Here is a 24,672-nt window from a genome sequence, read left to right on the forward strand (position 1 = left end):
TTTTGCTCTCGTTGCTATATGGCAGCTGTACGTGGGAGATCTTCGAGTCTGCCGGGTTTTCCTAAATGTTACCGGTTCGCCAACCCGCGTACAGTGGCCACCTTTTTTTGTTTGGCGACGAAAACAGTTGGTTCAAATTCGACATTTAGGAGTTTGATTAATGACTGGTTCATCGTTTATTCCGCTCACAGCCATCGACTGCACCATCCCCGCCTTATTGATTGATCGTAATGCCCCACTCGATGTACTTCATGCCAACGCAGCCGCCCGTGTTCTGGCTGTGACCCAACTGATGGAAATGTTCTCCAGCCGCGAAATGCAGCAGGCCGACTCTATTGACCTCAAGCATCTGGCCACGGTTGCGGCGCAATTGCTGCGTGATGGGTGTGACCTGTTGGATGTACTGGGTTGGCGTTTGCGGCCTGCTTGATCTTGTCTGTTTAACAGATGTGTTGAGTACATATCCGGCATTCGCGTTTAACTGGAATATCGGTTTCGCCCTTACGGCGAGGCACTTTTTCCAGACGCCGAAAAAGTACCCAAAAAGGCTTGCCCCGGTGTACGGCCTCCCTGTTTTGTTCACGTGTACTGCGCAATCTCCTGTAGCAGCTGCCGAAGGAACGAGGCTGCGTTCGGTTGCGAAGCGACCGTAAAACCTGAGTCCGGGATTTACCTGAATGAGCGCAGTGTCCGGCTTTGACGACGGCTGCGCCGCCGAACGCAGCCTCGTTCCTTCGGCAGCTGCTACAGGGTTTTGCGCAAGGTTCTGTGGTTTTTGCTTTTGCTGTAGCCACACGGTTGTCCAAACAACGCGAATGCCCCTCACATAAGGCCGAAACCAATATTTCAGTTAGACACAAATGCCGGATATGTACGCGGTGGGCCAGTTGTTTTACGTCTGTAACACCGGGCGAAGGATCAACAAAAAACCCCGTGAAGGCCAGGCCTTCACGGGGTTTTGGGTACAGCAACTAGCGCTTAGCCAACCAGGCCCAGCGTTGCACGTTGTACCAGTTCCAGCATTGGCTGCGGGTAGACACCCAGGAAGAACACCATTACCGAAACCGCCAGCAACATTACGCCGCCGGCTTTTTGTTCCCAGTTCAGCGGAGCATCGTGGCGATGCAGTTTCGGCTCAACCAGGTACAGGGTCACCATCACACGCAGGTAGTAGAACACGCCAATGGCGCTACCCAGGATCAGGGAACCAACCAGCCACCATTGATGAGCTTCAACACCGGTCGCAATGATGTAGAACTTGCCGATAAAGCCAGCGGTCAGCGGGATACCCGCCAGCGACAGCATCATCACGGTCATCACCGCCGTCAGGTACGGACGACGCCAGAACAGGCCGCGGTACTCGTACAGCGCATCAGCGTCACGGCCTTTGTACGGCGAGGACATCAGAGTGATCACACCAAATGCACCCAGGCTGGTCAGCACGTAGGTGATCAGGTACACGCCAATCGCTTCCATGGCCATGCCTTTGCTCGCCACCAGGGCGATCAGCAGGTAGCCGAAGTGGGCGATGGACGAGTAACCCAGCAGACGCTTGAGGTTGTTCTGGGTCAGGGCCAGCAAGTTACCGAACAGGATCGAGGCAATCGCGATCACGCTCAGTACGTCGCTCATCACGCCGGTAGTCGCCGAAGGCGTGATCTGGAACAGACGCACCATCACCGCAAACACCGCTACTTTTGACGCAGTAGCCAGGAACGCGGCAACCGGCGCCGGAGCACCTTCGTACACGTCTGGAGTCCAGAGGTGGAAAGGCACCAGCGACAGTTTGAATGCCAGGCCGACGAACATCATGCCCAGACCCAGCTGTGCCAGTGGCGCAGGTACGCCAGTGGCTGCCAGGGCGTGACCGATACCGCTGAAGCTCAGGCTGCCAGCTTCGGCGTACAGCAGCGCCATACCGAACAACAGGAACGCAGAGCCAGCGGCCGACAGCACCATGTACTTGATGCCGGCTTCCAGCGAACGCTTGTTGAAGAAGGCATATGCCACCAGACCGTAAACCGGTACAGAGAGCAGCTCCAGACCGATAAACAAGCCAGCCAGGTGTTGCGCGCTGACCAGCACGATACCGCCGGTCGCAGCCAGTAGCATCAGCAGGTACAGCTCTTCACGGTTACCGGGGTAACCCGTGCCGCCTTCACCCAGATAGGCGTGAGCCAGGGTGACGCAAGCCAGGGTGGAAGCCAGGATCAGCCCGATATACAGATAGGCGAAGTTGTCCATCATCAACAGCGGGGTGACAGCCAGTGGAGCAACTTTCAACGCCGGGAAGATTGACAGCAGTGCCAGGTTAAGACCCGCCACCGAAAGCAGGAAGGTCTGTGAGTGGTTGCGGCGCCACGCGATTGCCAGCATCACCACAACAACGGTGAGGCTGGTAATCAGCAGTGGAGCAAGCGCGATAAAGTGTTGGATCGTGAATTCCATAGCGCTCTTACCGGGCCGAAGCGAGTTGAGTGAAGGCGGTGCCGAGCCATTGCTGCACACCATGCATGGTCGCAGCGGAGGTATCGAGGAACGGTTGTGGGTACACGCCGATAAACACCAGCAATACCGCCAGACCGAGCACCATGATCAGTTCACGTGCATCCATGCCGGCCAGTACAGCGTCGGACTTGGATGGGCCGAAATAGGCGCGGTGAATCATGATCAGCGAGTAGACCGAACCAAACACCAGACCGGTCGTTGCAATCGCCGTAACCCAAGGGAAGCTGGCGAACGAGCCCATCAGGATCAGGAATTCGCCGACAAAGTTACCGGTGCCCGGCAAGCCTAGCGACGCGGCAGCAAAGAACAGGCTGATGGCCGGCAGGTAAGCAATCTTGGACCACAAGCCACCCATTTCACGCATGTCACGGGTATGCAGGCGTTCGTACAGTTGGCCGCTAAGGATAAACAGCGCCGCTGCCGAAACACCGTGAGCCAGCATCTGCATCACCGCACCTTGCAGTGCAAGCTGGCTGCCGGAGTAGATACCGATCAGCACGAAGCCCATGTGCGAAACGCTGGAGAATGCGATCAGACGCTTGATATCGGTTTGTGCGAAGGCCAGGAACGCGCCGTAGAAAATCCCGATCAGACCCAGGGTCATGGCAATCGGCGCAAACTCGGCCGATGCATTCGGGAACAGCGGCAGGGCGAAACGCAGCAGACCATAAGCAGCGGTCTTCAACAGGATACCGGCCAAATCGACCGAACCTGCGGTCGGTGCCTGTGCGTGAGCATCCGGCAACCAGGAGTGGAACGGTACAACCGGCAGCTTCACGGCAAAGGCAATGAAGAAGCCCAGCATCAGGATGTACTCGGTGGTGAGTGACATCTTGGTTTTCAGCAACTCGGCGTAGCTGAAGGTAATCACGCCGGTGCTGTTGAAGTTGACTAGCACCAGACCCAGGATCGCCACCAGCATGATCAGGCCGGAAGCCTGAGTGAAGATGAAGAACTTGGTCGCGGCGTAGATACGTGTTTTCTTGCCGTCAGACGAACTGTGACCCCAGAGCGCGATGAGGAAGTACATCGGCACCAGCATCATTTCCCAGAAGAAGAAGAACATGAACAGGTCGATGGCGAGGAACACGCCAACCACGCCGCCCAGGATCCACATCAGGTTCAAGTGGAAGAAGCCCACGTGACGCTGAATTTCTTTCCAGGAACACAGGACCGACAGCACACCGAGCAAGCCGGTCAGCAGGATCATCAGCAGCGACAGGCCGTCCAGCGCCAGGTGCACGCTGATACCGAAGCGTGCAATCCAGGTGTGCTGGAACTCAAGCGCCCAGGTCGGATCGGCGCCAGGCTGTGGCGCAAATGAGTAGTTCCCCTGAGACCACAGCCAAAGGCCGAGGGCAAGCTCAAGGGACATGGTCAGCAATGCAATCCAGCGGGGCAGGGTGGAGCCGAAACGCTCACCCAGCCAGCACAGGAGGCCGCCGATAAAGGGGATCAGGATTAGCCAAGGCAGAATCATGACGGGCTCAATTCCTTTCGCAAAGTCGAAGGTTCATATCAGACCGCTACCAGTACGATGGCGCCCATGACCAGTACAGCACCGGCGGCCATGGATGCAGCGTACCAACGCAGTTGACCGGTTTCGCTGCGGCTCAGGGCGTTATGCCCGGCCTTGGCCATCTTCGGGATCAAACCAATGGTCTGGTCCAGAGGATCTTTGGCCAGCAAGCGGCAGATCAACAGATACGGTTTGACGAACAGTTTGTCGTACAGCCAGTCGAAGCCCCAGGCAGCGAACCACCAGGCCGACAGGAAGCGACCGATGCCGCTGTTGGCGACTGCGGTTACAAAGCGACGCTTGCCCAGGTACAGCAGGGCGGCGAGCAGGATACCGGCCAGGGCGATGGCACCCGAGGCGATTTCCAGGCTGTGCTTGGCTTCACCGCCAGCATGGCCAACGCTTTGTGGCAGAACACCAGCCAGTGGCGGAGTGATCATGGCGCCGATAAAGGTCGACAGTACGATCAGCACGCTCAGTGGCAGCCAGTAGGTAACGCCGTGGCCCGCGTGGGCTTCAGTCTTGGCTTCACCGTGGAACGTGATGAAGATCAGGCGGAAGGTGTACAGCGAGGTCATGAACGCACCGACCAGACCGGCATACAGCAGTTCGTTGTTACCGCTGGCGAAGGCTTCCCAAAGAATTTCGTCCTTGGAGTAGAAACCGGCCGTCAGCAATGGCAAGGCAGACAGTGCCGCGCCACCGACGATAAAGCTGGCGTAGGCCAATGGCAGTTTTTTCCACAGGCCGCCCATCTTGAAGATGTTCTGCTCGTGATGGCAGGCAACAATCACCGCACCGGAAGCAAGGAACAGCAGGGCCTTGAAGAAGGCGTGGGTCATCAGGTGGAAGATCGCGCCGTCCCAGGCACCCACGCCCAATGCCAGGAACATGTAGCCAATCTGGCTCATGGTCGAGTAGGCAAGGATACGTTTGATGTCGGTTTGTACCAGTGCGGCAAAACCGGCCAGTACCAGGGTCACACCGCCGACGATGCCGACCAGGTGCAGTACGTCAGGCGCCAGAGTGAACAGGCCGTGGGTACGTGCAATCAGGTAAACACCGGCCGTTACCATGGTCGCGGCGTGGATCAGTGCCGAAACCGGTGTAGGACCGGCCATTGCATCTGCCAGCCAGGTTTGCAGCGGCAGTTGCGCAGATTTACCCACAGCGCCGCCCAGCAGCATCAGGGTGGCCAGCACGATCCAGAAATCACCGGCCTGGAACTTCTGCGGTGCCAGAACCAGCAGCTCTTGAATATTCAGCGTGCCCAGTTGCTGGAACAGGATAAACAGGCCGATGGCCAGGAACACGTCGCCGACACGGGTCACGATAAAGGCTTTAAGTGCGGCGTTACCGTTGTTGCGGTTGCTGTAGTAGAAACCGATCAACAGATACGAGCACAGGCCCACGCCTTCCCAGCCGAAGTACACGAACAACAGGTTATCGGCCAGGATCAGGAACAGCATGCTGGCGATAAACAGGTTGGTGTAGGCGAAGAAACGCGAGTAGCCGTCTTCACCGCGCATGTACCAGGAGGCAAATACGTGGATCAGAAAGCCCACACCGACGACCACACCCAGCATGGTCACCGACAAGCCGTCCAGGTGCAGGGCGAAGTTGGGTTTGAAATCACCCACCGACATCCACTGCCACAGCACTTGCGTGAACTGACCGCCTTCAGGCGGCGACACGTTGAATTGCCAAATCACAAACGCGGCCACGATGGCCGACAGGCCAATGGAGCCGACGCCGATCACGGCCGAGAGGTTTTCGCTGAAGCGTCCACGGGAGAACGACAGCAGCAAAAAGCCGAGCAGGGGGAATACGAAAGTCAGAAAGAGAAGGTTCATCCGCGCATCTCACTGGCAGCATCGATATCAAGCGTATGGAAGCGGCGATACAGCTGCAGCAGGATCGCCAGGCCAATACTGGCCTCAGCGGCTGCCAGGGTGATCACCAGGATGAACATGACTTGCCCATCCGGCTGCGCCCAGCGTGCACCGGCAACGATGAAGGCCAGTGCAGCGGCGTTCATCATGATTTCCAGACTCATCAATACGAAGAGAATGTTGCGACGTACCATCAGGCCAACCAGACCGAGGCAGAACAGGATGCCGGCCACTGCCAGTCCATGTTCGAGAGGTATTCCTGGCATCTTATTGCTCCTTCGCCTCAGTACGGCCCAAGTGGAACGCCGTCACAGCTGCAGCAAGCAGCAGCATCGAGGCGAGTTCGACCACCAGCAGATACGGACCGAACAGGCTGATGCCCACGGCTTTAGCATCGATGGTGGTTTGACCGATTGCAGCACCGCTCTGGTGAGCGAACAGCACGTACAGCAGTTCGGCCAGCAGCAGGGCGGACAAAATGGTTGGCCCGATCCAGATCCCCGGCTTGAGCCAATGGCGTTCTTGCGTCACCGAGGCAGGGCCTTGGTTGAGCATCATCACCACGAACACAAACAGCACCATGATGGCACCGGCGTAGGCGATCACTTCGAGCACACCGGCAAACGGTGCGCCCAGGCTAAAGAACGTCATCGCCACGGCAATCAGCGAAATAATCAGGTAGAGCAGGGCGTGCACAGGGTTGGTGTTGGTGATCACGCGTAGCGTGGACACGACAGCGACACCCGATGCGAAATAGAAAGCGAATTCCATCGTTCTTCCTTAAGGCAGCAAGCTCTTCACGTTGATCGGCTCGGCTTCGTTCTGGGCAGCGCCTTTCGGCTTGCCTTCAACGGCCATACCAGCAACACGATAGAAGTTGTAATCAGGGTTCTTACCGGGACCGGAGATCAGCAGATCTTCTTTCTCGTACACCAGATCCTGACGTTTGAACTCGGCCATCTCGAAATCCGGAGTCAGCTGGATTGCGGTGGTCGGGCAGGCTTCCTCACACAAACCGCAAAAAATGCAGCGTGAGAAGTTGATGCGGAAGAACTCCGGGTACCAACGGCCATCTTCGGTTTCGGCTTTTTGCAGCGAGATGCAGCCAACCGGGCACGCTACGGCGCACAGGTTACAGGCTACACAACGCTCTTCACCGTCCGGGTCGCGGGTCAGGACAATTCGGCCACGGTAACGCGGTGGCAGATAGACCGGTTCTTCCGGGTATTGCAGCGTGTCACGCTTGCGGAAGGCATGGCCAAACACCATCACCAAGCTGCGAAGCTGGGTGTAGGTGCCATGCACGATGTCAAACAGGTACTTGAACATGGGTCTCTATCCTCACTGAACCGCGCCGGCAGGCGTGTTTAACAACACGACTGCGGCGGTCACCAGCAAATTGATCAGGGTCAGCGGCAGGCAGAACTTCCAGCTGAAGTCCATCACTTGGTCATACCGTGGGCGCGGAATAGAAGCGCGCAGCAGGATGAAGATCATGATGAAAAACGCGGTCTTCAGGGCGAACCAGATAAACGGGATCTGCGGCAGGATGCCGAAAGGCCCGTGCCAGCCACCGAAGAACAAAGTCACCAGCAACGCCGAGATCAACACGATCCCGATGTATTCACCGACGAAGAACATGCCCCATTTCATGCCGGCGTATTCAATGTGGTAACCATCGGCCAGTTCCTGTTCTGCTTCCGGCTGGTCGAACGGGTGACGGTGAGTCACGGCGACGCCAGCGATGAAGAAGGTCAGGAAACCGAAGATCTGCGGAATGATGAACCACAGGTTCTGCGCTTGATATTCAACGATGTCGCGCATGTTGAACGAGCCAACCTGCACCACGATGCCCATCAGCGCCAGGCCCATGAACACTTCGTAGGACACGGTTTGCGCCGAGGCACGCAAGGCACCCAGCAACGCGAACTTGTTGTTGCTCGACCAGCCTGCGAACAGCACCGCATAGACCGACAGACCGGCCATGGCGAAGAAGAACAGGATGCCGATGTTCAGATCCGCCACGCCCCAGGTCGGGGTGATCGGGATAATCGCGAAGGCGATCAGCAAAGCGCTCATGGCCACGACCGGTGCCAGGGTGAAAATCACCTTGTCGGCAAACGGCGGGGTCCAGTCTTCCTTGAAGAACATCTTGATCATGTCGGCTGCGATCTGGAACGCGCCAAACGGGCCCACGCGGTTCGGACCGTAACGGTCTTGCCACAGGGCCAGCAGGCGACGTTCAACCCAGCTCAGCAGCGCGCCGCAAACCACTACGGCGAGCAGGATTACCACGGCTTTGAGCACCGAGATAATCACGTCGATCACTTCAGGCGTAAACCAGGTCATTGGGCTGCCTCCTGCAAACCGTCAACGGTAAGGCCAAAGATCGCAGGCGGAATACCTGCCAGGCCAGCAGGCAATGCCACCAGGCCTGAACCCAGCTCTTCATTGATGCGCAGCGGCAGACGCAGGGTCACACCGGCAACGTTGAGGCTGAGCAGGGCGCCATCATTCACACCCAGGCGGTCGGCTTCGGCTTTGGCCAATGCGATGTAAGCGGCTGGAATGCGTTCCTGAACCGGCGCGGCCTTGGAAGAGTTCTCTTCGCTGCCCAGCAGGTGGAAGAACGGCACGACTTGCCAGGTGCCGCGTGCCGGGTTGAAAGCGCCCGGAATGTTGGCGGACCAGTTCAGCGAATCACCTTTGCTTTCGATCAGGCGGGTGCCTGGGTCGCCAGCGCGGATATGACCACCGACTTCGTCCTGGAACTTGTTCCACGCTTGTGGCGAGTTCCAGCCCGGCGACCAGGCGAACGGCACTTGTTGGCGCGGTTCGACGGAGCCTGAGTAACCTTCCATGGAGTAGGCGAACGCGGTGTCCGGATCTTGTGGGGTGCGTGGCTCGTGCACGCTGATATTGGCGCGCATTGCGGTACGGCCACTGTAACGCAGCGGTTCGCGAGCCAGCTTCATGCCTTTGATACGGAACGCAGCAGACGGCGCGGCATCAACGATGCGGGCGAGTGCAGGTGTGCTCGCAGCAGTGGCTTGAGTCACGTGGTCGAGCAGAGTCCAGTCAACCGGCTTGTTCAGCAGGGTGCTGCGCAGGGCATGCAACCAGCGCCAGCCTTCGTGAACCAGGATGCTGGCGTCCAGGTAAGTCGGGTCGAACACCTGGAAGAAGCGCTGGGCGCGGCCTTCCTGGCTGACCAGAGTACCGTCGCCTTCAGCGAAGCTGGCAGCCGGCAGCACCAGATCGGCACGGTCGGTGGTGGCAGTCTTCTGGTGGTCAGCAACGATGACTACTTTGGCAGCGTCCAGAGCAGCATTGACCTTGACGGCGTCAACGCGAGTGAACAGGTCGTTTTCCAGTACCACGATGGCGTCGGCTTTACCGTCGATCACCGCTTGCAGGGCGGCGTCTACCGAGTCGCCGCCGAGCATGGCCAGGCCGAGGCTGTTGGCTTCCGGCACGACCAGGCTGATGGAACCGGCTTTCTCGCGCAGGTGCAGGGCCTTGGCGATATTGCCTGCGGCTTCGATCAGGGCTTTGGAGCCCAGCGAAGTACCGGCAATGATCAGTGGGCGCTTGGCCGCGAGCAACGCGTCAGCGATACGCTTGGCCAGTTCCAGTGCTTCAGCATCCAGACCGGTAACGGCAGGTGCGCTGGCATCAATGGCGTGGGCCACGGCGAAACCGATGCGGGCCAGGTCGTCTGGAGCGGCGTGAACGCATTCTTCAGCCACGTCGTCGAGCTTGGTTTCAGCCAGGCTGGCGATAAACAGCGGGTTCAGCGCGTGCTGGCCGATGTTTTTCACCGCGGCGTCTAGCCAAGGCTGAACGCGCATGGCGTCAGCCATGTCTTCAGCCTTGCCCTTGACCGATTGACGCAGCGACAGCGCCATACGGGCAGCGGTCTGGGTCAGGTCTTCACCGAGGACGAAAATAGCGTCGTGATCTTCGATCTCGCGCATGTTCGGCACTGGCAGTGGGCTGTCTTTGAGAACTTGCAGCACCAGACGGATGCGCTCCAACTCACCGGCTTCGATGCCGGAGTAGAAGTGCTCGGCGCCGACCAGTTCGCGCAACGCATAGTTGCTTTCGAGGCTGGCGCGTGGCGAACCGATACCGACGATGTTGCGACCGCGCAGCAGGTCAGCGGCTTTATCCAGTGCAGCGTCGAGGCTCAGCTTGGTGCCGTCTGCCAGCAATGGCTGACGTGGGCGATCTGTGCGGTTGACATAGCCATAGCCGAAACGGCCACGGTCACACAGGAAGTACTGGTTAACCGAACCGTTGAAGCGGTTTTCGATACGGCGCAGCTCGCCATAACGCTCGCCCGGGCTGATGTTGCAGCCGCTGGAGCAACCGTGGCAGATGCTTGGCGAGAACTGCATGTCCCACTTGCGGTTGTACCGCTCGGAGTGGGTTTTGTCAGTAAACACGCCAGTCGGGCAGACTTCGGTGAGGTTGCCCGAGAACTCGCTTTCAAGCACGCCGTCTTCAACGCGACCGAAGTACACGTTGTCATGGGCGCCAAATACACCGAGGTCAGTGCCGCCAGCGTAGTCTTTATAGAAGCGTACGCAGCGATAGCAGGCGATGCAGCGGTTCATTTCGTGGGAAATGAACGGGCCCAGTTGCTGGTTCTGGTGGGTACGCTTGGTGAAGCGATAACGGCGCTCGTTGTGGCCGGTCATCACGGTCATGTCTTGCAGGTGGCAGTGACCGCCTTCTTCGCACACGGGGCAGTCGTGCGGGTGGTTGGTCATCAGCCATTCAACGACGCTGGCGCGAAACACTTTCGCTTCTTCGTCGTCAATGGAGATCCAGCTACCGTCGGTGGCCGGGGTCATGCACGACATGACGATCCGACCACGCTTGTCGTTCTCGTCGGTGTACTGCTTGACGGCGCATTGGCGGCAAGCGCCAACACTGCCCAAGGCAGGGTGCCAGCAGAAATACGGGATATCGAGGCCTAGCGACAGACACGCCTGTAACAGGTTGTCTGCCCCATCGACTTCGAGATCTTTGCCGTCTACGTGGATAGTGGCCATGGTTCAAAGGTCTTCGTTGGCCCGGTGTCAGCGGGCGTGGCTAATGGAATCTTGTTATGTGTTCGAAACAACTCAGCCTTACGGCGTTATCGAACGATCAGAGAGCGGCACGGACCGCTCTCCTTCAGAACGTTACGCGCCGATAACAATCGGGCGTGCCAGAGGTGGAACCCCAGGTTTTGCTTGCGCAATACCGGCTTCGAACTCTGGACGGAAATACTTGATCGCGCTGCCCAATGGCTCCACGGCACCCGGTGCGTGAGCACAGAACGTCTTGCCAGGGCCGAGGAAACCGACCAGACCCAGCAGGGTCTCGATATCGCCGGGCTGACCTTCGCCGTGTTCGATCGCCATCAGGAGCTTGACGCTCCATGGCAGACCATCACGGCAAGGGGTGCAGAAACCGCACGATTCGCGAGCAAAGAACTGTTCCATGTTGCGCAGCAAAGACACCATGTTGACGCTGTCGTCGACGGCCATGGCCAGACCAGTACCCATACGGGTGCCGACCTTGGCGATGCCACCGGCGTACATTTGTGCGTCCAGGTGCTCCGGCAGCAGGAAGCCCGTACCGGCGCCGCCTGGCTGCCAGCACTTGAGCTTGAAGCCGTCACGCATGCCACCGGCGTAGTCTTCGAACAGCTCGCGAGCGGTGACGCCGAACGGCAGTTCCCACAGGCCAGGGTTCTTCACTTTGCCGGAGAAGCCCATCAGCTTGGTGCCGTGGTCTTCGCTGCCTTCGCGGGCGAGGGATTTGTACCAGTCAACGCCGTTGCCAATGATGGCCGGTACGTTGCACAGGGTTTCAACGTTGTTCACGCAGGTCGGCTTGCCCCATACGCCCACAGCGGCCGGGAAAGGCGGCTTGGAACGCGGGTTGGCGCGACGGCCTTCGAGGGAGTTGATCAGTGCGGTTTCTTCACCGCAGATGTAACGCCCGGCGCCGGTGTGAACGATCAGTTCGAAGTCAAAGCCCGAACCGAGGATGTTCTTGCCCAGCAGGCCTGCCGCCTTGGCTTCTTCGACAGCACGGCGCAGGTGCACGGCAGCGGTGGTGTATTCGCCACGCAGGAAGATATAGCCGCGGTAGGTTTTCAGTGCACGGGCACTGATCAGCATGCCTTCGATCAGCAGATGGGGCAGTTGCTCCATCAGCATGCGGTCTTTCCAGGTATTGGGTTCCATTTCATCAGCGTTACACAGCAGGTAACGGATGTTGATGGATTCGTCTTTAGGCATCAGCCCCCACTTCACGCCCGTGGGGAAGCCCGCGCCGCCGCGACCCTTTAGGCCCCCGTCTTTCACGGTCTGGACGATATCGTCCTGAGACATGTCAGCGAAGGCTTTGCGAGCGGCTGTGTAACCGTCCTTGGCCTGGTACTCGTCGAGCCAAACGGCCTCGCCGTCGTCACGCAGACGCCAGGTCAGGGGGTGGGTTTCTGCCGAACGCTTGATCAGGTTGGCAGGGCCGAAAGAAGTCAGACTCATGGGTAGGCCTCCAGCAACGTGGCGACGCCAGCAGGCTGCACATCACCGAATGTGTCGTCGTCGATCATCAACGCCGGCGCCTTGTCGCAGTTGCCCAGGCAGCACACTGGCAGCAGCGTGAAGCGGCCGTCAGCAGTGGTCTGGCCCAGGCCGATGCCCAGCTTGTTCTGGATTTCGCCGACCACTGATTCGTGGCCGCCGATGTAGCAGACCATGCTGTCGCACACACGAATGACGTGGCGGCCAACGGGCTGGCGGAAGATCTGGCTGTAGAACGTGGCCACGCCTTCAACGTCGCTGGCAGGGATGCCCAGCAGTTCGCCGATGGCGTAAATGGCACCGTCCGGCACCCAGCCGCGTTCCTTCTGAACGATCTTCAGGGCTTCGATCGACGCTGCGCGTGGATCTTCGTAGTGATGCATCTCGTGCTCGATGGCCGAGCGCTCGGTTTCGCTCAGGGCGAAACGGTCTGTCTGGATAAGCGTGCTGTTCATGCTTAGCGGTCCACGTCGGCCATAACGAAATCGATACTACCCAGGTACGCAATCAAGTCCGCGACCATTTCACCTTTGATCACCGAAGGGATCTGCTGCAGGTGCGGGAAGCTTGGAGTACGAATCCGGGTGCGGTAGCTCATGGTGCCGCCATCGCTCGTCAGGTAATAACTGTTGATACCCTTGGTCGCTTCAATCATCTGGAAGGATTCGTTGGCCGGCATTACCGGGCCCCACGAAACTTGCAGGAAGTGCGTGATCAAGGTCTCGATGTGCTGCAGCGTGCGCTCTTTAGGTGGCGGCGTGGTCAGCGGGTGATCCGCCTTGTACGGGCCAGCTGGCATGTTGCGCATGCACTGCTCGATGATTTTCAGGCTCTGGCGCATTTCTTCGACACGCACGATGCAGCGATCGTAGGCATCGCCGTTGGCCGCCAGCGGGACTTCGAATTCGAAGTTCTCGTAGCCGGAGTACGGGCGTGCTTTACGGATGTCGAAATCGCAACCGGTCGAACGCAGGCCAGCACCGGTGACGCCCCATTCCAGGGCCTCTTTGGTGTTGTAGGCGGCAACGCCGATGGTACGACCACGCAGGATGCTGTTATCCAAAGCGGCTTTTTGGTACTCGTCCAGACGCTTTGGCATCCAGTCGATGAATTCCTTGACCAGGCGTTCCCAGCCGTTCGGCAGGTCGTGTGCAACGCCGCCGATGCGGTACCAGGCCGGGTGCAGACGGAAGCCGGTGATGGCTTCGATCACTTTGTAAGCGCGCTGACGGTCGGTGAAGGTGAAGAACACCGGAGTCATGGCGCCCACGTCCTGGATGTAAGTCCCCAGGAACAGCAGGTGGCTGGTGATACGGAAGAACTCGGCCATCATGATGCGGATGGTATCGACCCGGTCCGGCACCTTGATCCCGGCGAGTTTCTCAACCGAGAGCACGTACGGCAGGTTGTTCATCACGCCGCCGAGGTAGTCGATACGGTCGGTGTACGGGATGAAGCTGTGCCAGGACTGGCGTTCGGCCATTTTCTCGGCGCCACGGTGGTGGTAGCCGACGTCTGGCACGCAGTCGACGATTTCTTCACCGTCCAGCTGCAGGATGATACGGAAGGCGCCGTGAGCCGAAGGGTGGTTCGGACCCAGGTTGAGGAACATGTAGTCCTCGTTCTCGCCGGAACGCTTCATGCCCCAGTCTTCAGGACGGAAGCGCGCAGCTTCCTCTTCCAGTTGCACTTTGGCCAGGGTCAGGCTGTATGGGTCGAACTCGGTGGCACGGGCCGGGAAGTCCTTGCGCAGCGGGTGACCTTCCCAGGTCGGCGGCATCATGATGCGCGACAGGTGCGGGTGGCCTTTGAAGTCGATGCCGAACATGTCCCAGACTTCGCGCTCGTACCAGTTGGCGTTCGGCCAGATACCGGTCACGGTCGGTACGCTGAGGTCGCTCTCGGACAAGGCGACCTTGATCATTACGTCACTATTACGCTCAAGCGACATCAGGTGATAGAAGACGGTGAAGTCTGCACCCGATGGCAGGCCCTGACGCTTGGTGCGCAGACGTTCGTCTACACCGTGCAAGTCATAGAGCATGACGTAAGGTTTTGGCAGGTTACGCAGGAAGGTCAGGACTTCAACCAGTTTTGCGCGGGTAACCCAAAGCACCGGCATGCCGGTGCGTGTGGCCTGGGCGGTGAACGCTTCAGGGCCAAAACGGGTGTTCAGTTCGACAACCACATCTTGGTCGTCAGCCTTGTAAGGCGGGATGTACAGAGCGGAGCCTGTAGTCATGGTTTTTTATCGCTTTCGGTCAACGTAAAGAATGAAGCCAGGGTTTCGTTCTATGGATAGAAACGGCGCTGGATCAAACTTCGTCGGGGCTGCGCAGGTTGGTTACCTGAATACGCTGTTCGCGGCGCTGTTCCTTTTGGGACGGCATCTCGGCGCGGTAAACGCCTTGGTCACCGACAACCCAGGAAAGTGGGCGACGCTCCTGGCCAATCGACTCTTGCAAGAGCATTAAGCCTTGCAGAAAAGCCTCTGGGCGGGGTGGGCAGCCTGGCACGTAAACGTCCACGGGCAGGAACTTGTCGACCCCTTGAACCACGGAGTAGATGTCGTACATGCCGCCGGAGTTGGCGCAAGAACCCATGGAGATAACCCATTTAGGCTCAAGCATTTGCTCATACAGACGCTGAATGATCGGCGCCATCTTGATGAAGCAAGTACCGGCAATAACCATGAAATCCGCCTGACGCGGCGATGCCCGGATAACTTCGGCGCCAAAGCGCGCGATGTCGTGGGGCGCCGTGAAGGCGGTGGTCATTTCCACGTAGCAGCACGAAAGGCCGAAGTTGTACGGCCACAGGGAGTTTTTACGCCCCCAGTTGACCGTGCCGTTCAGCACGTCTTCGAGTTTGCCCATGAAAATGTTTTTGTGGACTTGATCTTCTAACGGATCGGCAACGGTTTCCCGTGTGCCGATCGGGTATTGCTCGTTAGGAGCATCCGGGTCGATCCTGGTGAGTTCGTATTGCATTGCCAAAGCCTCATTGTTTCAGCTTGGCCTGCCGCTTACGACGAGCTTCCGGTGCCCAATCAAGAGCACCCACCCGAAATAGGTAGACAAGGCCTGCCAACAGAATTGCTATGAAAACGAGAGCTTCGACGAATCCGGTCCAGCCGCTTTCGCGAACAGACACAGACCATGCAAAGAGAAAGAGGGCTTCGATATCGAAGATCACGAACAGCATCGCGACCAGATAGAATTTGGCTGAGAGCCGCAAGCGGGCGCCACCGGTAGGTAGCATGCCGGACTCGAACGGTTCGTTTTTACTGCGCCCCCAGGCTTTTGACCCGAGGAGGCTGGAAACACCGAGCATGAAGGCACAAAGGCCGACAACACCGAGAAGGAAAATGGCAAAGCCCCAGTTGTGGGCTATGAGTCCTGTCGCTTCGGGCATGCTGGAAATCCTTAACAGAGAGCAAAGGTCTCTGAGCTTGAAAAGGTAATAAAGCAGTGACGTTATGTCGCAGTGCTATTGATTGCCGGGATTTTATGGCTAAACACCCAGCAAGTAAATTTTCTAAGATGAATTAATTCAGTCCTTTAGTGGTATGGCCTTCCTTGAATGTGCTGTAGGCCTTGTGGTCCGGGCATTACAGCGTGTTTCAGGGAATATCTTTTACAGGGCTGGTAATCAACAACAGCAACTCTAAATGATAATCAATACTGTTTAAGTGTGTTGCCTTGCGTCGGGTTGGTTGAAGTTGGCTTATATATGCGCAGTTAGCAAGTTTTGAACTTGGCTTTGTAGCGCGGTTTTTATTTTGAGGCATGGATCTGGGTCAAGTTTTTGTCGAAGGTGAGGAGGTTCTGTAGCAGCTGGCGAAGGAACGAGGCTGCGTTCGGCGGCGGAGCCGTCGTAAAACCTGATACCGCAGTGGGTCAGACAAACCCGGGACGAAGGATTTACGGTCGCTGCGCAACCGAACGCAGCCTCGTTCCTACGGCAGCTGCTACGCAGGGATGTAAGTCACGCCGCAGGCAAAAAAACGCCCCGAACCAGTCGGGGCGTCATGTAAAAGGCATTGCGTTTTTGCTTTACGGGCTGGGCAATGGCCGTGGTTCCACTATCAGTGGAACTGTTCTTCTTCAGTCGAGCCGGTCAGGGCGGTTACCGAAGACGAGCCACCCTGGATTACGGTGGTCATGTCGTCGAAGTAGCCAGTGCCCACTTCCTGCTGGTGCGCAACAAAGGTGTAGCCTTTGGCGGCGTCAGCAAATTCCTGCTCTTGCAGTTTTACGTAGGCAGTCATGTCGTTGCGGGCGTAGTCGTGCGCCAGGTTGAACATGCTGTGCCACATATTGTGGATGCCAGCCAGGGTGATGAACTGGTGCTTGTAGCCCATTGCCGACAGTTCGCGCTGGAACTTGGCGATGGTCGCGTCGTCCAGGTTTTTCTTCCAGTTGAAGGAAGGCGAGCAGTTGTACGACAGCAGTTGGTCCGGGTATTCCTTTTTGATCGCTTCAGCAAATCGGCGGGCTTCGTCCAGATCCGGCTTGGCAGTTTCGCACCAGATCAGGTCGGCATATGGAGCGTAGGCCAGGCCGCGAGCGATGGCTTGATCCAGGCCAGCGCGCACTTTGTAGAACCCTTCCTTGGTGCGTTCGCCAGTGACGAACGGCTGATCGTACGGGTCGCAGTCAGAGGTCAGCAGATCAGCCGCGTTGGCGTCGGTGCGGGCCAGGATGATGGTCGGTGTGCCTGCAACGTCAGCTGCCAGACGAGCAGCGGTCAGCTTTTGTACGGCTTCCTGGGTAGGGACCAGTACTTTGCCGCCCATATGCCCGCATTTTTTAACCGATGCCAGCTGGTCTTCGAAGTGAACGCCAGCGGCGCCTGCTTCGATCATGCTTTTCATCAGCTCGTAAGCGTTCAGTACGCCGCCGAAGCCGGCTTCAGCGTCAGCCACGATTGGGGCGAAGTAGTCGATGTAACCCTGGTCGCCCGGGTTTTTACCGGCTTTCCACTGGATCTGGTCAGCACGGCGGAACGAGTTGTTGATGCGCTTGACCACGGTTGGAACGGAGTCCACCGGGTACAGCGACTGATCCGGGTACATGGATTCGGCAGAGTTATTGTCTGCCGCCACTTGCCAACCCGACAGGTAGATAGCCTGGATACCGGCTTTTACCTGTTGTACTGCCTGGCCCCCGGTCAGGGCGCCCATGCAGTTGACGAAATCTTTCTCAGGACGGAAGGACGGGTGTGCGCCCTGTGTCACCAGTTTCCACAGCTTGTCAGCGCCCATTTTTGCAAAGGTGTGCTCGGGTTGAACCGAGCCGCGCAGGCGGACCACGTCAGCAGCGGAATAATCGCGAGTCACGCCTTTCCAGCGTGGGTTTTCGGCCCAGTCTTTTTCAAGGGCTGCAATTTGCTGTTCGCGTGTCAGTGCCATGGAGATAAACCTCGTCGCATAGGTCTGGGTTGAAAAATATTTGCTCCACCAGGCACACAACAATGTTGTTTGGCGTGAATGGCTACTCGCTGCCGGTACAGGCTCCAGAGCCTTTGCGGGGTCTCTGATCAGCGGGAGCGGGGCCATCATGCCTTTGCATTTTTGAGGCGTCAAATGTTTTGTAGTGCTTTTTTTATAACACTACATAATTGCGTAAAAACGACTTGCCGGTCAGTTTTGGCCCTTTTGGTCGAGTGCGTCGACTTTAACCCGCAGCGTCAGGTCATCCCGGCCTTGAGTAGAGTAGCTGCGGGTTTGCGCCTGATTATCGGTCTGGTTTTGGCCGTTGATGCCTGCCAGGGTGATCCACTGGCCGAGAGGGCCGCTGACCTGTGTGTCGGTACTCTGTGTGTTCACTACATCCGGCTGCTCCTGGCTCATACGGTCACGGGTCGTGCTTATCGCCAGGTGTACCGTTTCACCTGTGACGCTGGCGGTGACATAAAAACCCCGAGTGACGTTGCGATAGTCGGTCTGTGTCAGGACCCGGCCGTAGGCGTCTGTCTGGGCGCTGGTGAGCGGCACGCTGTGCCCGGTCTGGATAAATGCCGGAGTGCCTTCGGTGGTCTGGATTTGCTGAACGCCGCCGTCGCGGCTGGCGGTGCTGATGACGCGGGTGTTCGGGGCGGTGTTCGACAGGTTGCTGTCGCGGGTGTCGACAGTGATCAGCAGGCGTTTGGCAGGTTTGTCGAGTTGTGCGAGCAGGTCTTCGAGGTTTTGAATCTTTGAGGTGGATGCCTCGACGATCAGTTGGTTGCCGTAGGCGCTGACTTTGCCGTTTTTGCCAATAAAGTTCTGCGCGATGGGTAGCAGATCGGTGCTGGTACGGTTTTGCAGGGTAATCACTTGAGTGTCGGCAAGGGCGCCAAGGCTTGCCAGCATCAGCAGGCCCGCGATGAAGGGGCGTAGGGACATGTCCGTTATCTCCGCAATGCTTGAAAGAACTGAGCGTGAGTGTGCCAGATAGCAAAACGCCCTGCGATCCGGGGATGGCAGGGCGTTTTGGAATAGGCTTTTGTAGCCGCTGCCGAAGGCTGCGATAAAGGCTGAAGGCCCTTCAACATCAGGGTCGCTTCGCAACCCATCGCAGCCTGCGGCAGCAGCTACACAGGTTTGCGCAAATCAGCTCGCACGCACCATATCAACATGGGGAATCCCTGCTTCGAGGAATTCTGCGCTGACGATCTTGAAGCCCAAGCGCTCGTAGAACGGCGTGGCATGCACTTGTGCACTGAGCATTTGCTGCTTCAGGCCGCGCTTTTCAGCCTCTTCGATCGTGGCTTGCATCAGCGCATCGCCGACTTTCAGGCCGCGCCAGTCCTTGAGGACCGATACACGACCGATATGGCCGTCCGGCAACAGCCGGGCAGTACCAATCGGAAAGTCGCCTTCATAAGCCAGAAAATGCACAGCATCGGCATCGTCTGCATCCCACTCCAGTTCTGGAGGTACAGATTGTTCGGCAATAAACACCGCCTCACGAATGCGTCGAAGTTCGGCGTTGTCCTTTTGCCAGTCGGCGACACGTACGTGAATGCTATTCATCAGCGAACCCCAGGCTTCCTTGTTTGACCAGCTCACAGAGCAGGTTGCGTCCGTCTTCATCGGCCAGCCATGCGCCGAGGTTGTCGGTGTGCAGCGCGTCAGCGGCGCAGATCATTTTCAGCAGCTCGCGCAGTTTGCCTGGCAGCAGGCGGCTTTGACCGCTGGCGAACAACAGCAGGTCTTCATCCACTTCAGACCAGGCCAGGCGTGCGCTCGGGTTGCGAATCAGGATGGCGCCCTGTTCCAGGCTGCCCAGCAGGTCTTCTTCTTCGAGTTCAGGGCCGACCACGAGTTCCGGGTAGCGCGGCTCGGTCATGAACTGGCCGAACCAGGTCAGCAGCATGCGCTCGTCGCTCATGTGCTCGGTCAGCAGGCTCTTGAGGCGGCCAAGGGCGTCATGCTGGATTTGGTGCGGGTCGCTTACCGGCTGTGCATCGGCGTCGGTGTAGCGATCTTCATCCGGCAGGTACTGGCTGAGGAAGTCGGTGAAGTGGGTCAGCACTTCGGCGGCGCTCGGGGCGCGGAAACCTACCGAGTACGTCAGGCAGTCGTCCACGGCAACGCCGCAGTGAGCCAGGCGCGGTGGCAGGTAAAGCATGTCGCCAGGCTCCAGGGTCCACTCGTCGGTGGCCTGGAAGTCGGCCAGGATGCGCAGGTCGGCGTGTTCCAGCAGCTTGCTTTCGGAGTCGCACATCTGGCCGATCTGCCAGTGGCGCTGGCCGTGGCCTTGCAGCAGGAACACATCGTAGTTGTCGAAGTGCGGACCCACGCTGCCACCGGGGGCGGCGTAGCTGATCATCACGTCGTCGATGCGCCAGCTTGGCAGGAAGCGGAAGTTTTCCAGTAGCTCGCCGACTTCCGGCACGAACTGGTCAACCGCTTGCACCAGCAGGGTCCACTCGCGCTCTGGCAGTTTGCCGAACTCGTCTTCGGCGAACGGGCCGCGGCGCAATTCCCATGGGCGCTCGCCGTGTTCGATGATCAGGCGCGATTCGACTTCTTCTTCCAGTGCCAGACCGGCCAGCTCGTCGGCGTCGATCGGGCTTTCGAAGTCAGGAATGGCCTGACGGACCAGCAATGGCTTCTTCTGCCAGTAGTCGCGCATGAACTCGCGTGCAGTGATGCCGCCCAGAAGTTGAAGAGGAATATCAGGATTCATGTGTAACCTATTGAAAAAATGCACTTTGTAATCGGGAATAAAAACGCCCGGCACGGCCGGGCGTTAATAGGTCGTTGCAGCGATCAGATGCGCTTGGCTTGCTCGACCGCGTTGCCAATATAGTTGGCAGGGGTCAGCAGTTTCAGCTCGGCTTTGGCCGCTTCCGGCATTTCAAGGCCGTCGATGAAAGTTTGCAGCGCTTGAGGGCTGATGCCCTTGCCGCGGGTCAGCTCTTTGAGCTTTTCGTACGGGTTTTCAATGTTGTAGCGGCGCATTACGGTCTGAATCGGCTCAGCCAGGACTTCCCAGCAAGCATCCAGGTCGGCAGCGATTTTCTGAGCGTTCAGCTCAAGTTTGCTGATGCCTTTGAGGCTTGCCTCGTACGCGATCACGCTGTGAGCAAAGCCCACGCCGAGGTTGCGCAGTACGGTGGAGTCGGTCAGGTCGCGCTGCCAGCGAGAGATTGGCAGCTTGCTGGCCAAATGCTGGAACAGGGCGTTGGCGATACCCAGGTTGCCTTCGGAGTTTTCGAAGTCGATCGGGTTGACCTTGTGCGGCATGGTCGAGGAACCGATTTCGCCAGCGATGGTGCGCTGCTTGAAATAGCCCAGGGAGATGTAGCCCCAGATATCGCGATCGAAGTCGATCAGGATGGTGTTGAAACGGGCGATGGCGTCGAACAGTTCGGCGATGTAGTCGTGCGGCTCGATCTGGGTGGTGTACGGGTTGAAACCCAGGCCCAGTTCGTCTTCGATAAAGGCGCGGGCGTTTTCTTCCCAGTCGATATCGGGGTAGGCCGACAGGTGGGCGTTGTAGTTGCCCACGGCGCCGTTGATTTTGCCCAGCAGTGGTACAGCAGCCACTTGAGCGATTTGACGCTCAAGACGGTAAACCACGTTGGCCAGTTCCTTGCCCAAAGTGGTCGGCGAAGCCGGCTGACCGTGGGTGCGCGACAGCATTGGCACGTCGGCGAACTTGATTGCCAGCTCGCGGATGGCGTTGCTGGTTTGACGCATCAGCGGCAGCATCACGTCATCACGGCCTTCGCGCAGCATCAGGGCGTGGGACAGGTTGTTGATGTCCTCGCTGGTGCATGCAAAGTGGATGAATTCGCTGACGTTGGCCAGTTCAGGCAGCTTGGCGGCCTGTTCCTTGAGCAGATACTCAATGGCTTTTACGTCGTGGTTGGTGGTGCGCTCGATCTCTTTGACGCGCTCGGCGTGCTCCAGAGCGAAGTTTTCTGCCAGTTCGTTGAGAACGGCGTTAGCTTCGGCGGAGAAGGCCGGGACTTCAGGGATGGCAGCGTGAGCAGCCAGGCGCTGGAGCCAGCGAACTTCAACCAGAACGCGAGCACGGATCAAGCCGTATTCGCTGAAAATTGGGCGCAGGGCCTGGGTTTTGCCGGCGTAGCGGCCGTCAACAGGGGAAACCGCAGTGAGCGAAGAGAGCTTCATGGGGTGTTCTCGGACAGTCGGGCAACGAAATGGGGCGCGTATCATACATGAAAAAAACGGCCGGTCCGTTGCCAAGTGACCGGCGTCATACGCGTATCGAATTTAAACCTGTGCCTGCTGCGTGCTTCAGTTGCCGCGCAGCATCGGGTAAAGCTCTTTGAGCAGCTTGCGGCGGCTGATGACCAGCTGCCAGCGGTGGCCACCCAATTGGCGCCAAAGCCGTGCTGAGCGGATACCGGCCAGCAGCAGAGCGCGAATTTTTGAGGCGTTGTTCGGTTGCTGCAGGTTGCGCATGTCGCCATGCACCTGGATCCGCTGGCGCAAGGTGCTCAGGGTGTCCTGATACAGTGCGCCGCAGGCAGCGACCACGTTTTCGTGGGCCGGGCCGAAATGCTCGACCTGGGACTGGATCTGCGGCAAGCGTTTGCCGATCAGTTCCAGCATGTCGTTGCGCTTGGCCAGTTGACGTTCAAGGCCGAGCATCGACAGCGCATAGCGTAAAGGCTCGCGCTGCAAGGTGTTGGGATCGCGCTCAAGGGCGCCGATCAGGGCACGATAGCCTTCGCGCAGGTTGATGTCGTCACCGCCAAACACTTCCAGGGTGTCTTTAGGGTCGCGCACCAGCAGACTGCCCAGCATGCAGCTCAGATCGGCTTCGCTGACCTGTCCGGTCTTGGCAATCTTGTCCACCAGTACGGCTGCGAGAAACACGCCGCCCAGGGCTACCAGTTGCTCCTGAGTCGGGTTCATGGGCGCTTGCCCTTGCTGGACCAGGGCTCGGCCACTTCGATCACGCCGCCACCCAGGCAGACTTCGCCATCGTAAAACACCACGGACTGGCCAGGAGTGACTGCGCGCTGCGGGTCATCGAAAGTTGCGCGATAGCCGGTGGCGGTTTTTTCCAGGGTGCAGGGCTGATCGCCTTGGCGATAGCGAACCTTGGCTGTCAGGCGCAGCGGGGTGCTCAGATCAATCGGGTTGACCCAGTAAATCTCGGAGGCGAGCAGGGCGCCGGAGAACAGCCACGGGTGATCATTGCCTTGGCCGACGATCAGCTCGTTGTGCTCCAGGTCTTTGATCAGCACGTACCACGGCTCGTCGCTGGCGTCTTTCAAGCCGCCAATGCCCAGGCCCTGACGCTGACCGATGGTGTGGTACATCAGGCCGTGGTGGCGACCGATGACTTCGCCTTCGGTGTTTTTGATTTCACCGGGCTGTGCCGGCAGGTATTGCTTGAGGAAGTCGCTGAAGCGGCGCTCGCCGATAAAGCAGATTCCGGTGGAGTCTTTTTTCTTCGCCGTGGCCAGATCGTGTTTTTCAGCGATCCTGCGCACTTCGGGTTTTTCCAGCTCGCCGACCGGGAACAGGGTCTTGGCGATTTGCTCGCCGCCGACGGCATGCAGGAAGTAGCTTTGGTCCTTGTTCGGATCCAGGCCCTTGAGCAGCTCGGTACGGCCATCAATGTCCCGACGGCGCACGTAATGGCCGGTGGCGATCAGATCGGCGCCGAGCATCAGGGCGTAGTCGAGGAACGCCTTGAACTTGATTTCACGGTTGCACAGGATGTCCGGGTTCGGCGTACGACCGGCCTTGTATTCGGCCAGGAAGTGCTCGAACACGTTATCCCAGTACTCGGCGGCAAAATTGGCAGTGTGCAGCTTGATGCCAATTTTGTCGCACACGGCCTGGGCGTCTGCCAGATCATCCATGGCGGTGCAGTAATCCGTTCCGTCGTCTTCCTCCCAGTTCTTCATGAACAGGCCTTCCACCTGGTAGCCCTGCTCCATGAGCAGAACGGCGGACACGGAAGAATCGACACCGCCGGACATACCGACAATGACGCGCTGCTTTTCGGGGGCGACTAAGGCTGGATCACGCATAAGGTTTCAATGAGTGTCTTGAAAAAGGACGCGATTCTAGCAGGCCCAGGCGCTCAAGGCTAAACCGAAGGGCGGATTAACGACAGGTCGAACAATTTACCGCTCAGATAATCGTCGATGCACTGCAGGGTCATCTCGCTGCGCCAGCGTTCGCGCTGCTCCAGCAGCTCGTCACGGGTTAGCCAGAGCGGGCCGATGATGCCGGTGTCCAGTTGGTATTCCGGGTGGTGCTTGACGGCCTTGCCGGCAAAGCAGATGCGCTGGTAGGTCACGCCGTTGCTGGGGGCGGTGTACAAATAAATGCCGATTACGCCGGTCAGTTCCACGTCATAGCCGGTTTCTTCGAGGGTTTCGCGGATGGCGGCGTCGATCAGGCTCTCGTTCGGGTCCAGATGCCCGGCCGGTTGGTTAAGTACGACCTGTTCGCGTTTTAACTCTTCAACCATCAGAAAGCGGCCATTGTCTTCAACGACTGTGGCGACGGTGATGTGGGGTTTCCATTCCATGGGGTGGGTCTCGAGGGTGATTAATCTGTGGGAGCGAGCCTGCTCGCGAAATTTTCAAGAGCGCTGCGATTATCCACTAAATACTCGGTCGTTCACGACATTCGCGAGCAGGCTCGCTCCCACAGGGTTTGTGTGGGCCGTAAAAACAC

The 24,672-nt window shown here is 58.4% G+C and carries 22 protein-coding genes; 1 reads left to right on the top strand and 21 read right to left on the bottom strand.

Going from position 1 to position 24,672, the window contains the following annotated elements:
• Positions 1-160: 160 nt before the first annotated feature.
• A complete protein-coding gene (locus N7D90_RS07605) occupies positions 161-430 on the top strand; it encodes a short-chain dehydrogenase (protein ID WP_261741588.1) in 270 nt (89 codons plus the stop codon).
• A 548-nt stretch (positions 431-978) separates the two neighbouring features.
• On the opposite strand, the gene nuoN is transcribed toward N7D90_RS07605, so the two are convergent.
• The 21 genes from nuoN to N7D90_RS07710 all read right to left on the bottom strand — a co-directional run bounded on the left by nuoN (position 979) and on the right by N7D90_RS07710 (position 24,523).
• Positions 979-2,448: an NADH-quinone oxidoreductase subunit NuoN gene (nuoN, locus tag N7D90_RS07610; RefSeq protein ID WP_261741589.1), complete on the bottom strand. Its 1,470-nt coding sequence runs from the start codon at positions 2,446-2,448 to the stop codon at positions 979-981.
• Between the two features lie 7 nt (positions 2,449-2,455).
• Positions 2,456-3,988: an NADH-quinone oxidoreductase subunit M gene (gene nuoM, locus N7D90_RS07615; RefSeq protein ID WP_261741590.1), complete on the bottom strand. Its 1,533-nt coding sequence runs from the start codon at positions 3,986-3,988 to the stop codon at positions 2,456-2,458.
• A 38-nt stretch (positions 3,989-4,026) separates the two neighbouring features.
• Positions 4,027-5,880 carry an NADH-quinone oxidoreductase subunit L gene (gene nuoL / locus N7D90_RS07620; RefSeq protein ID WP_261741591.1) on the bottom strand — a complete coding sequence of 618 codons (1,854 nt, stop codon included), beginning with the start codon at positions 5,878-5,880 and terminating at the stop codon, positions 4,027-4,029.
• Positions 5,877-6,185: an NADH-quinone oxidoreductase subunit NuoK gene (gene nuoK / locus N7D90_RS07625; RefSeq protein ID WP_019412103.1), complete on the bottom strand. Its 309-nt coding sequence runs from the start codon at positions 6,183-6,185 to the stop codon at positions 5,877-5,879. Before nuoK ends, nuoL begins: the two co-directional genes overlap by 4 nt.
• A 1-nt stretch (position 6,186) precedes the next feature.
• The gene (gene nuoJ / locus N7D90_RS07630) at positions 6,187-6,690 is read right to left on the bottom strand and encodes an NADH-quinone oxidoreductase subunit J (protein ID WP_261741592.1); all 504 of its coding nucleotides are present in this window, start codon (positions 6,688-6,690) and stop codon (positions 6,187-6,189) included.
• 9 nt (positions 6,691-6,699) lie between these two features.
• Positions 6,700-7,248 (bottom strand): NADH-quinone oxidoreductase subunit NuoI, encoded by a 549-nt coding sequence (nuoI, locus tag N7D90_RS07635; RefSeq protein ID WP_016780194.1) that lies wholly within the window; start codon positions 7,246-7,248, stop codon positions 6,700-6,702.
• 12 nt (positions 7,249-7,260) lie between these two features.
• Complete coding sequence (gene nuoH / locus N7D90_RS07640; RefSeq protein ID WP_060691357.1) at positions 7,261-8,268, bottom strand: NADH-quinone oxidoreductase subunit NuoH; 1,008 nt, start codon at positions 8,266-8,268, stop codon at positions 7,261-7,263.
• Positions 8,265-10,979 carry an NADH-quinone oxidoreductase subunit NuoG gene (gene nuoG / locus N7D90_RS07645; protein ID WP_261741593.1) on the bottom strand — a complete coding sequence of 905 codons (2,715 nt, stop codon included), beginning with the start codon at positions 10,977-10,979 and terminating at the stop codon, positions 8,265-8,267. The genes nuoH and nuoG overlap by 4 nt, the downstream gene beginning before the upstream one ends.
• A gap of 132 nt (positions 10,980-11,111) precedes the next feature.
• Complete coding sequence (gene nuoF / locus N7D90_RS07650; protein WP_261741594.1) at positions 11,112-12,467, bottom strand: NADH-quinone oxidoreductase subunit NuoF; 1,356 nt, start codon at positions 12,465-12,467, stop codon at positions 11,112-11,114.
• A complete protein-coding gene (gene nuoE, locus N7D90_RS07655) occupies positions 12,464-12,961 on the bottom strand; it encodes an NADH-quinone oxidoreductase subunit NuoE (protein ID WP_261741595.1) in 498 nt (165 codons plus the stop codon). Before nuoE ends, nuoF begins: the two co-directional genes overlap by 4 nt.
• Positions 12,962-12,963: 2 nt before the next feature.
• Entirely contained in the window at positions 12,964-14,748 is a 1,785-nt protein-coding gene (nuoC, locus tag N7D90_RS07660; RefSeq protein ID WP_261741596.1) for an NADH-quinone oxidoreductase subunit C/D, read from the bottom strand.
• A 73-nt stretch (positions 14,749-14,821) separates the two neighbouring features.
• A complete protein-coding gene (locus tag N7D90_RS07665; RefSeq protein WP_019828514.1) occupies positions 14,822-15,496 on the bottom strand; it encodes a NuoB/complex I 20 kDa subunit family protein in 675 nt (224 codons plus the stop codon).
• 10 nt (positions 15,497-15,506) lie between these two features.
• A complete protein-coding gene (locus N7D90_RS07670) occupies positions 15,507-15,920 on the bottom strand; it encodes an NADH-quinone oxidoreductase subunit A (RefSeq protein WP_003446990.1) in 414 nt (137 codons plus the stop codon).
• A 673-nt stretch (positions 15,921-16,593) separates the two neighbouring features.
• Positions 16,594-17,919 (bottom strand): isocitrate lyase, encoded by a 1,326-nt coding sequence (gene aceA, locus N7D90_RS07675; RefSeq protein ID WP_003446991.1) that lies wholly within the window; start codon positions 17,917-17,919, stop codon positions 16,594-16,596.
• Between the two features lie 231 nt (positions 17,920-18,150).
• On the bottom strand, positions 18,151-18,894 hold the full coding sequence (locus N7D90_RS07680; RefSeq protein WP_261741597.1) for a secretin N-terminal domain-containing protein: 744 nt from the start codon (positions 18,892-18,894) through the stop codon (positions 18,151-18,153).
• Between the two features lie 207 nt (positions 18,895-19,101).
• Positions 19,102-19,524: a GNAT family N-acetyltransferase gene (locus tag N7D90_RS07685; RefSeq protein ID WP_261741598.1), complete on the bottom strand. Its 423-nt coding sequence runs from the start codon at positions 19,522-19,524 to the stop codon at positions 19,102-19,104.
• Complete coding sequence (locus N7D90_RS07690) at positions 19,517-20,683, bottom strand: cupin domain-containing protein (protein ID WP_261741599.1); 1,167 nt, start codon at positions 20,681-20,683, stop codon at positions 19,517-19,519. The genes N7D90_RS07685 and N7D90_RS07690 overlap by 8 nt, the downstream gene beginning before the upstream one ends.
• Before the next feature lie 83 nt (positions 20,684-20,766).
• On the bottom strand, positions 20,767-22,137 hold the full coding sequence (purB, locus tag N7D90_RS07695) for an adenylosuccinate lyase (protein ID WP_261741600.1): 1,371 nt from the start codon (positions 22,135-22,137) through the stop codon (positions 20,767-20,769).
• 126 nt (positions 22,138-22,263) lie between these two features.
• Positions 22,264-22,887 (bottom strand): high frequency lysogenization protein HflD, encoded by a 624-nt coding sequence (gene hflD / locus N7D90_RS07700; protein ID WP_261741601.1) that lies wholly within the window; start codon positions 22,885-22,887, stop codon positions 22,264-22,266.
• A complete protein-coding gene (gene mnmA, locus N7D90_RS07705; RefSeq protein WP_261741602.1) occupies positions 22,884-24,017 on the bottom strand; it encodes a tRNA 2-thiouridine(34) synthase MnmA in 1,134 nt (377 codons plus the stop codon). The genes hflD and mnmA overlap by 4 nt, the downstream gene beginning before the upstream one ends.
• Before the next feature lie 59 nt (positions 24,018-24,076).
• A complete protein-coding gene (locus N7D90_RS07710; protein WP_261741603.1) occupies positions 24,077-24,523 on the bottom strand; it encodes an NUDIX hydrolase in 447 nt (148 codons plus the stop codon).
• Between the last annotated feature and the right edge of the window lie 149 nt (positions 24,524-24,672).

This window comes from Pseudomonas fragi (assembly GCF_025426255.1).
Classification (GTDB): domain Bacteria; phylum Pseudomonadota; class Gammaproteobacteria; order Pseudomonadales; family Pseudomonadaceae; genus Aquipseudomonas; species Aquipseudomonas kulmbachensis.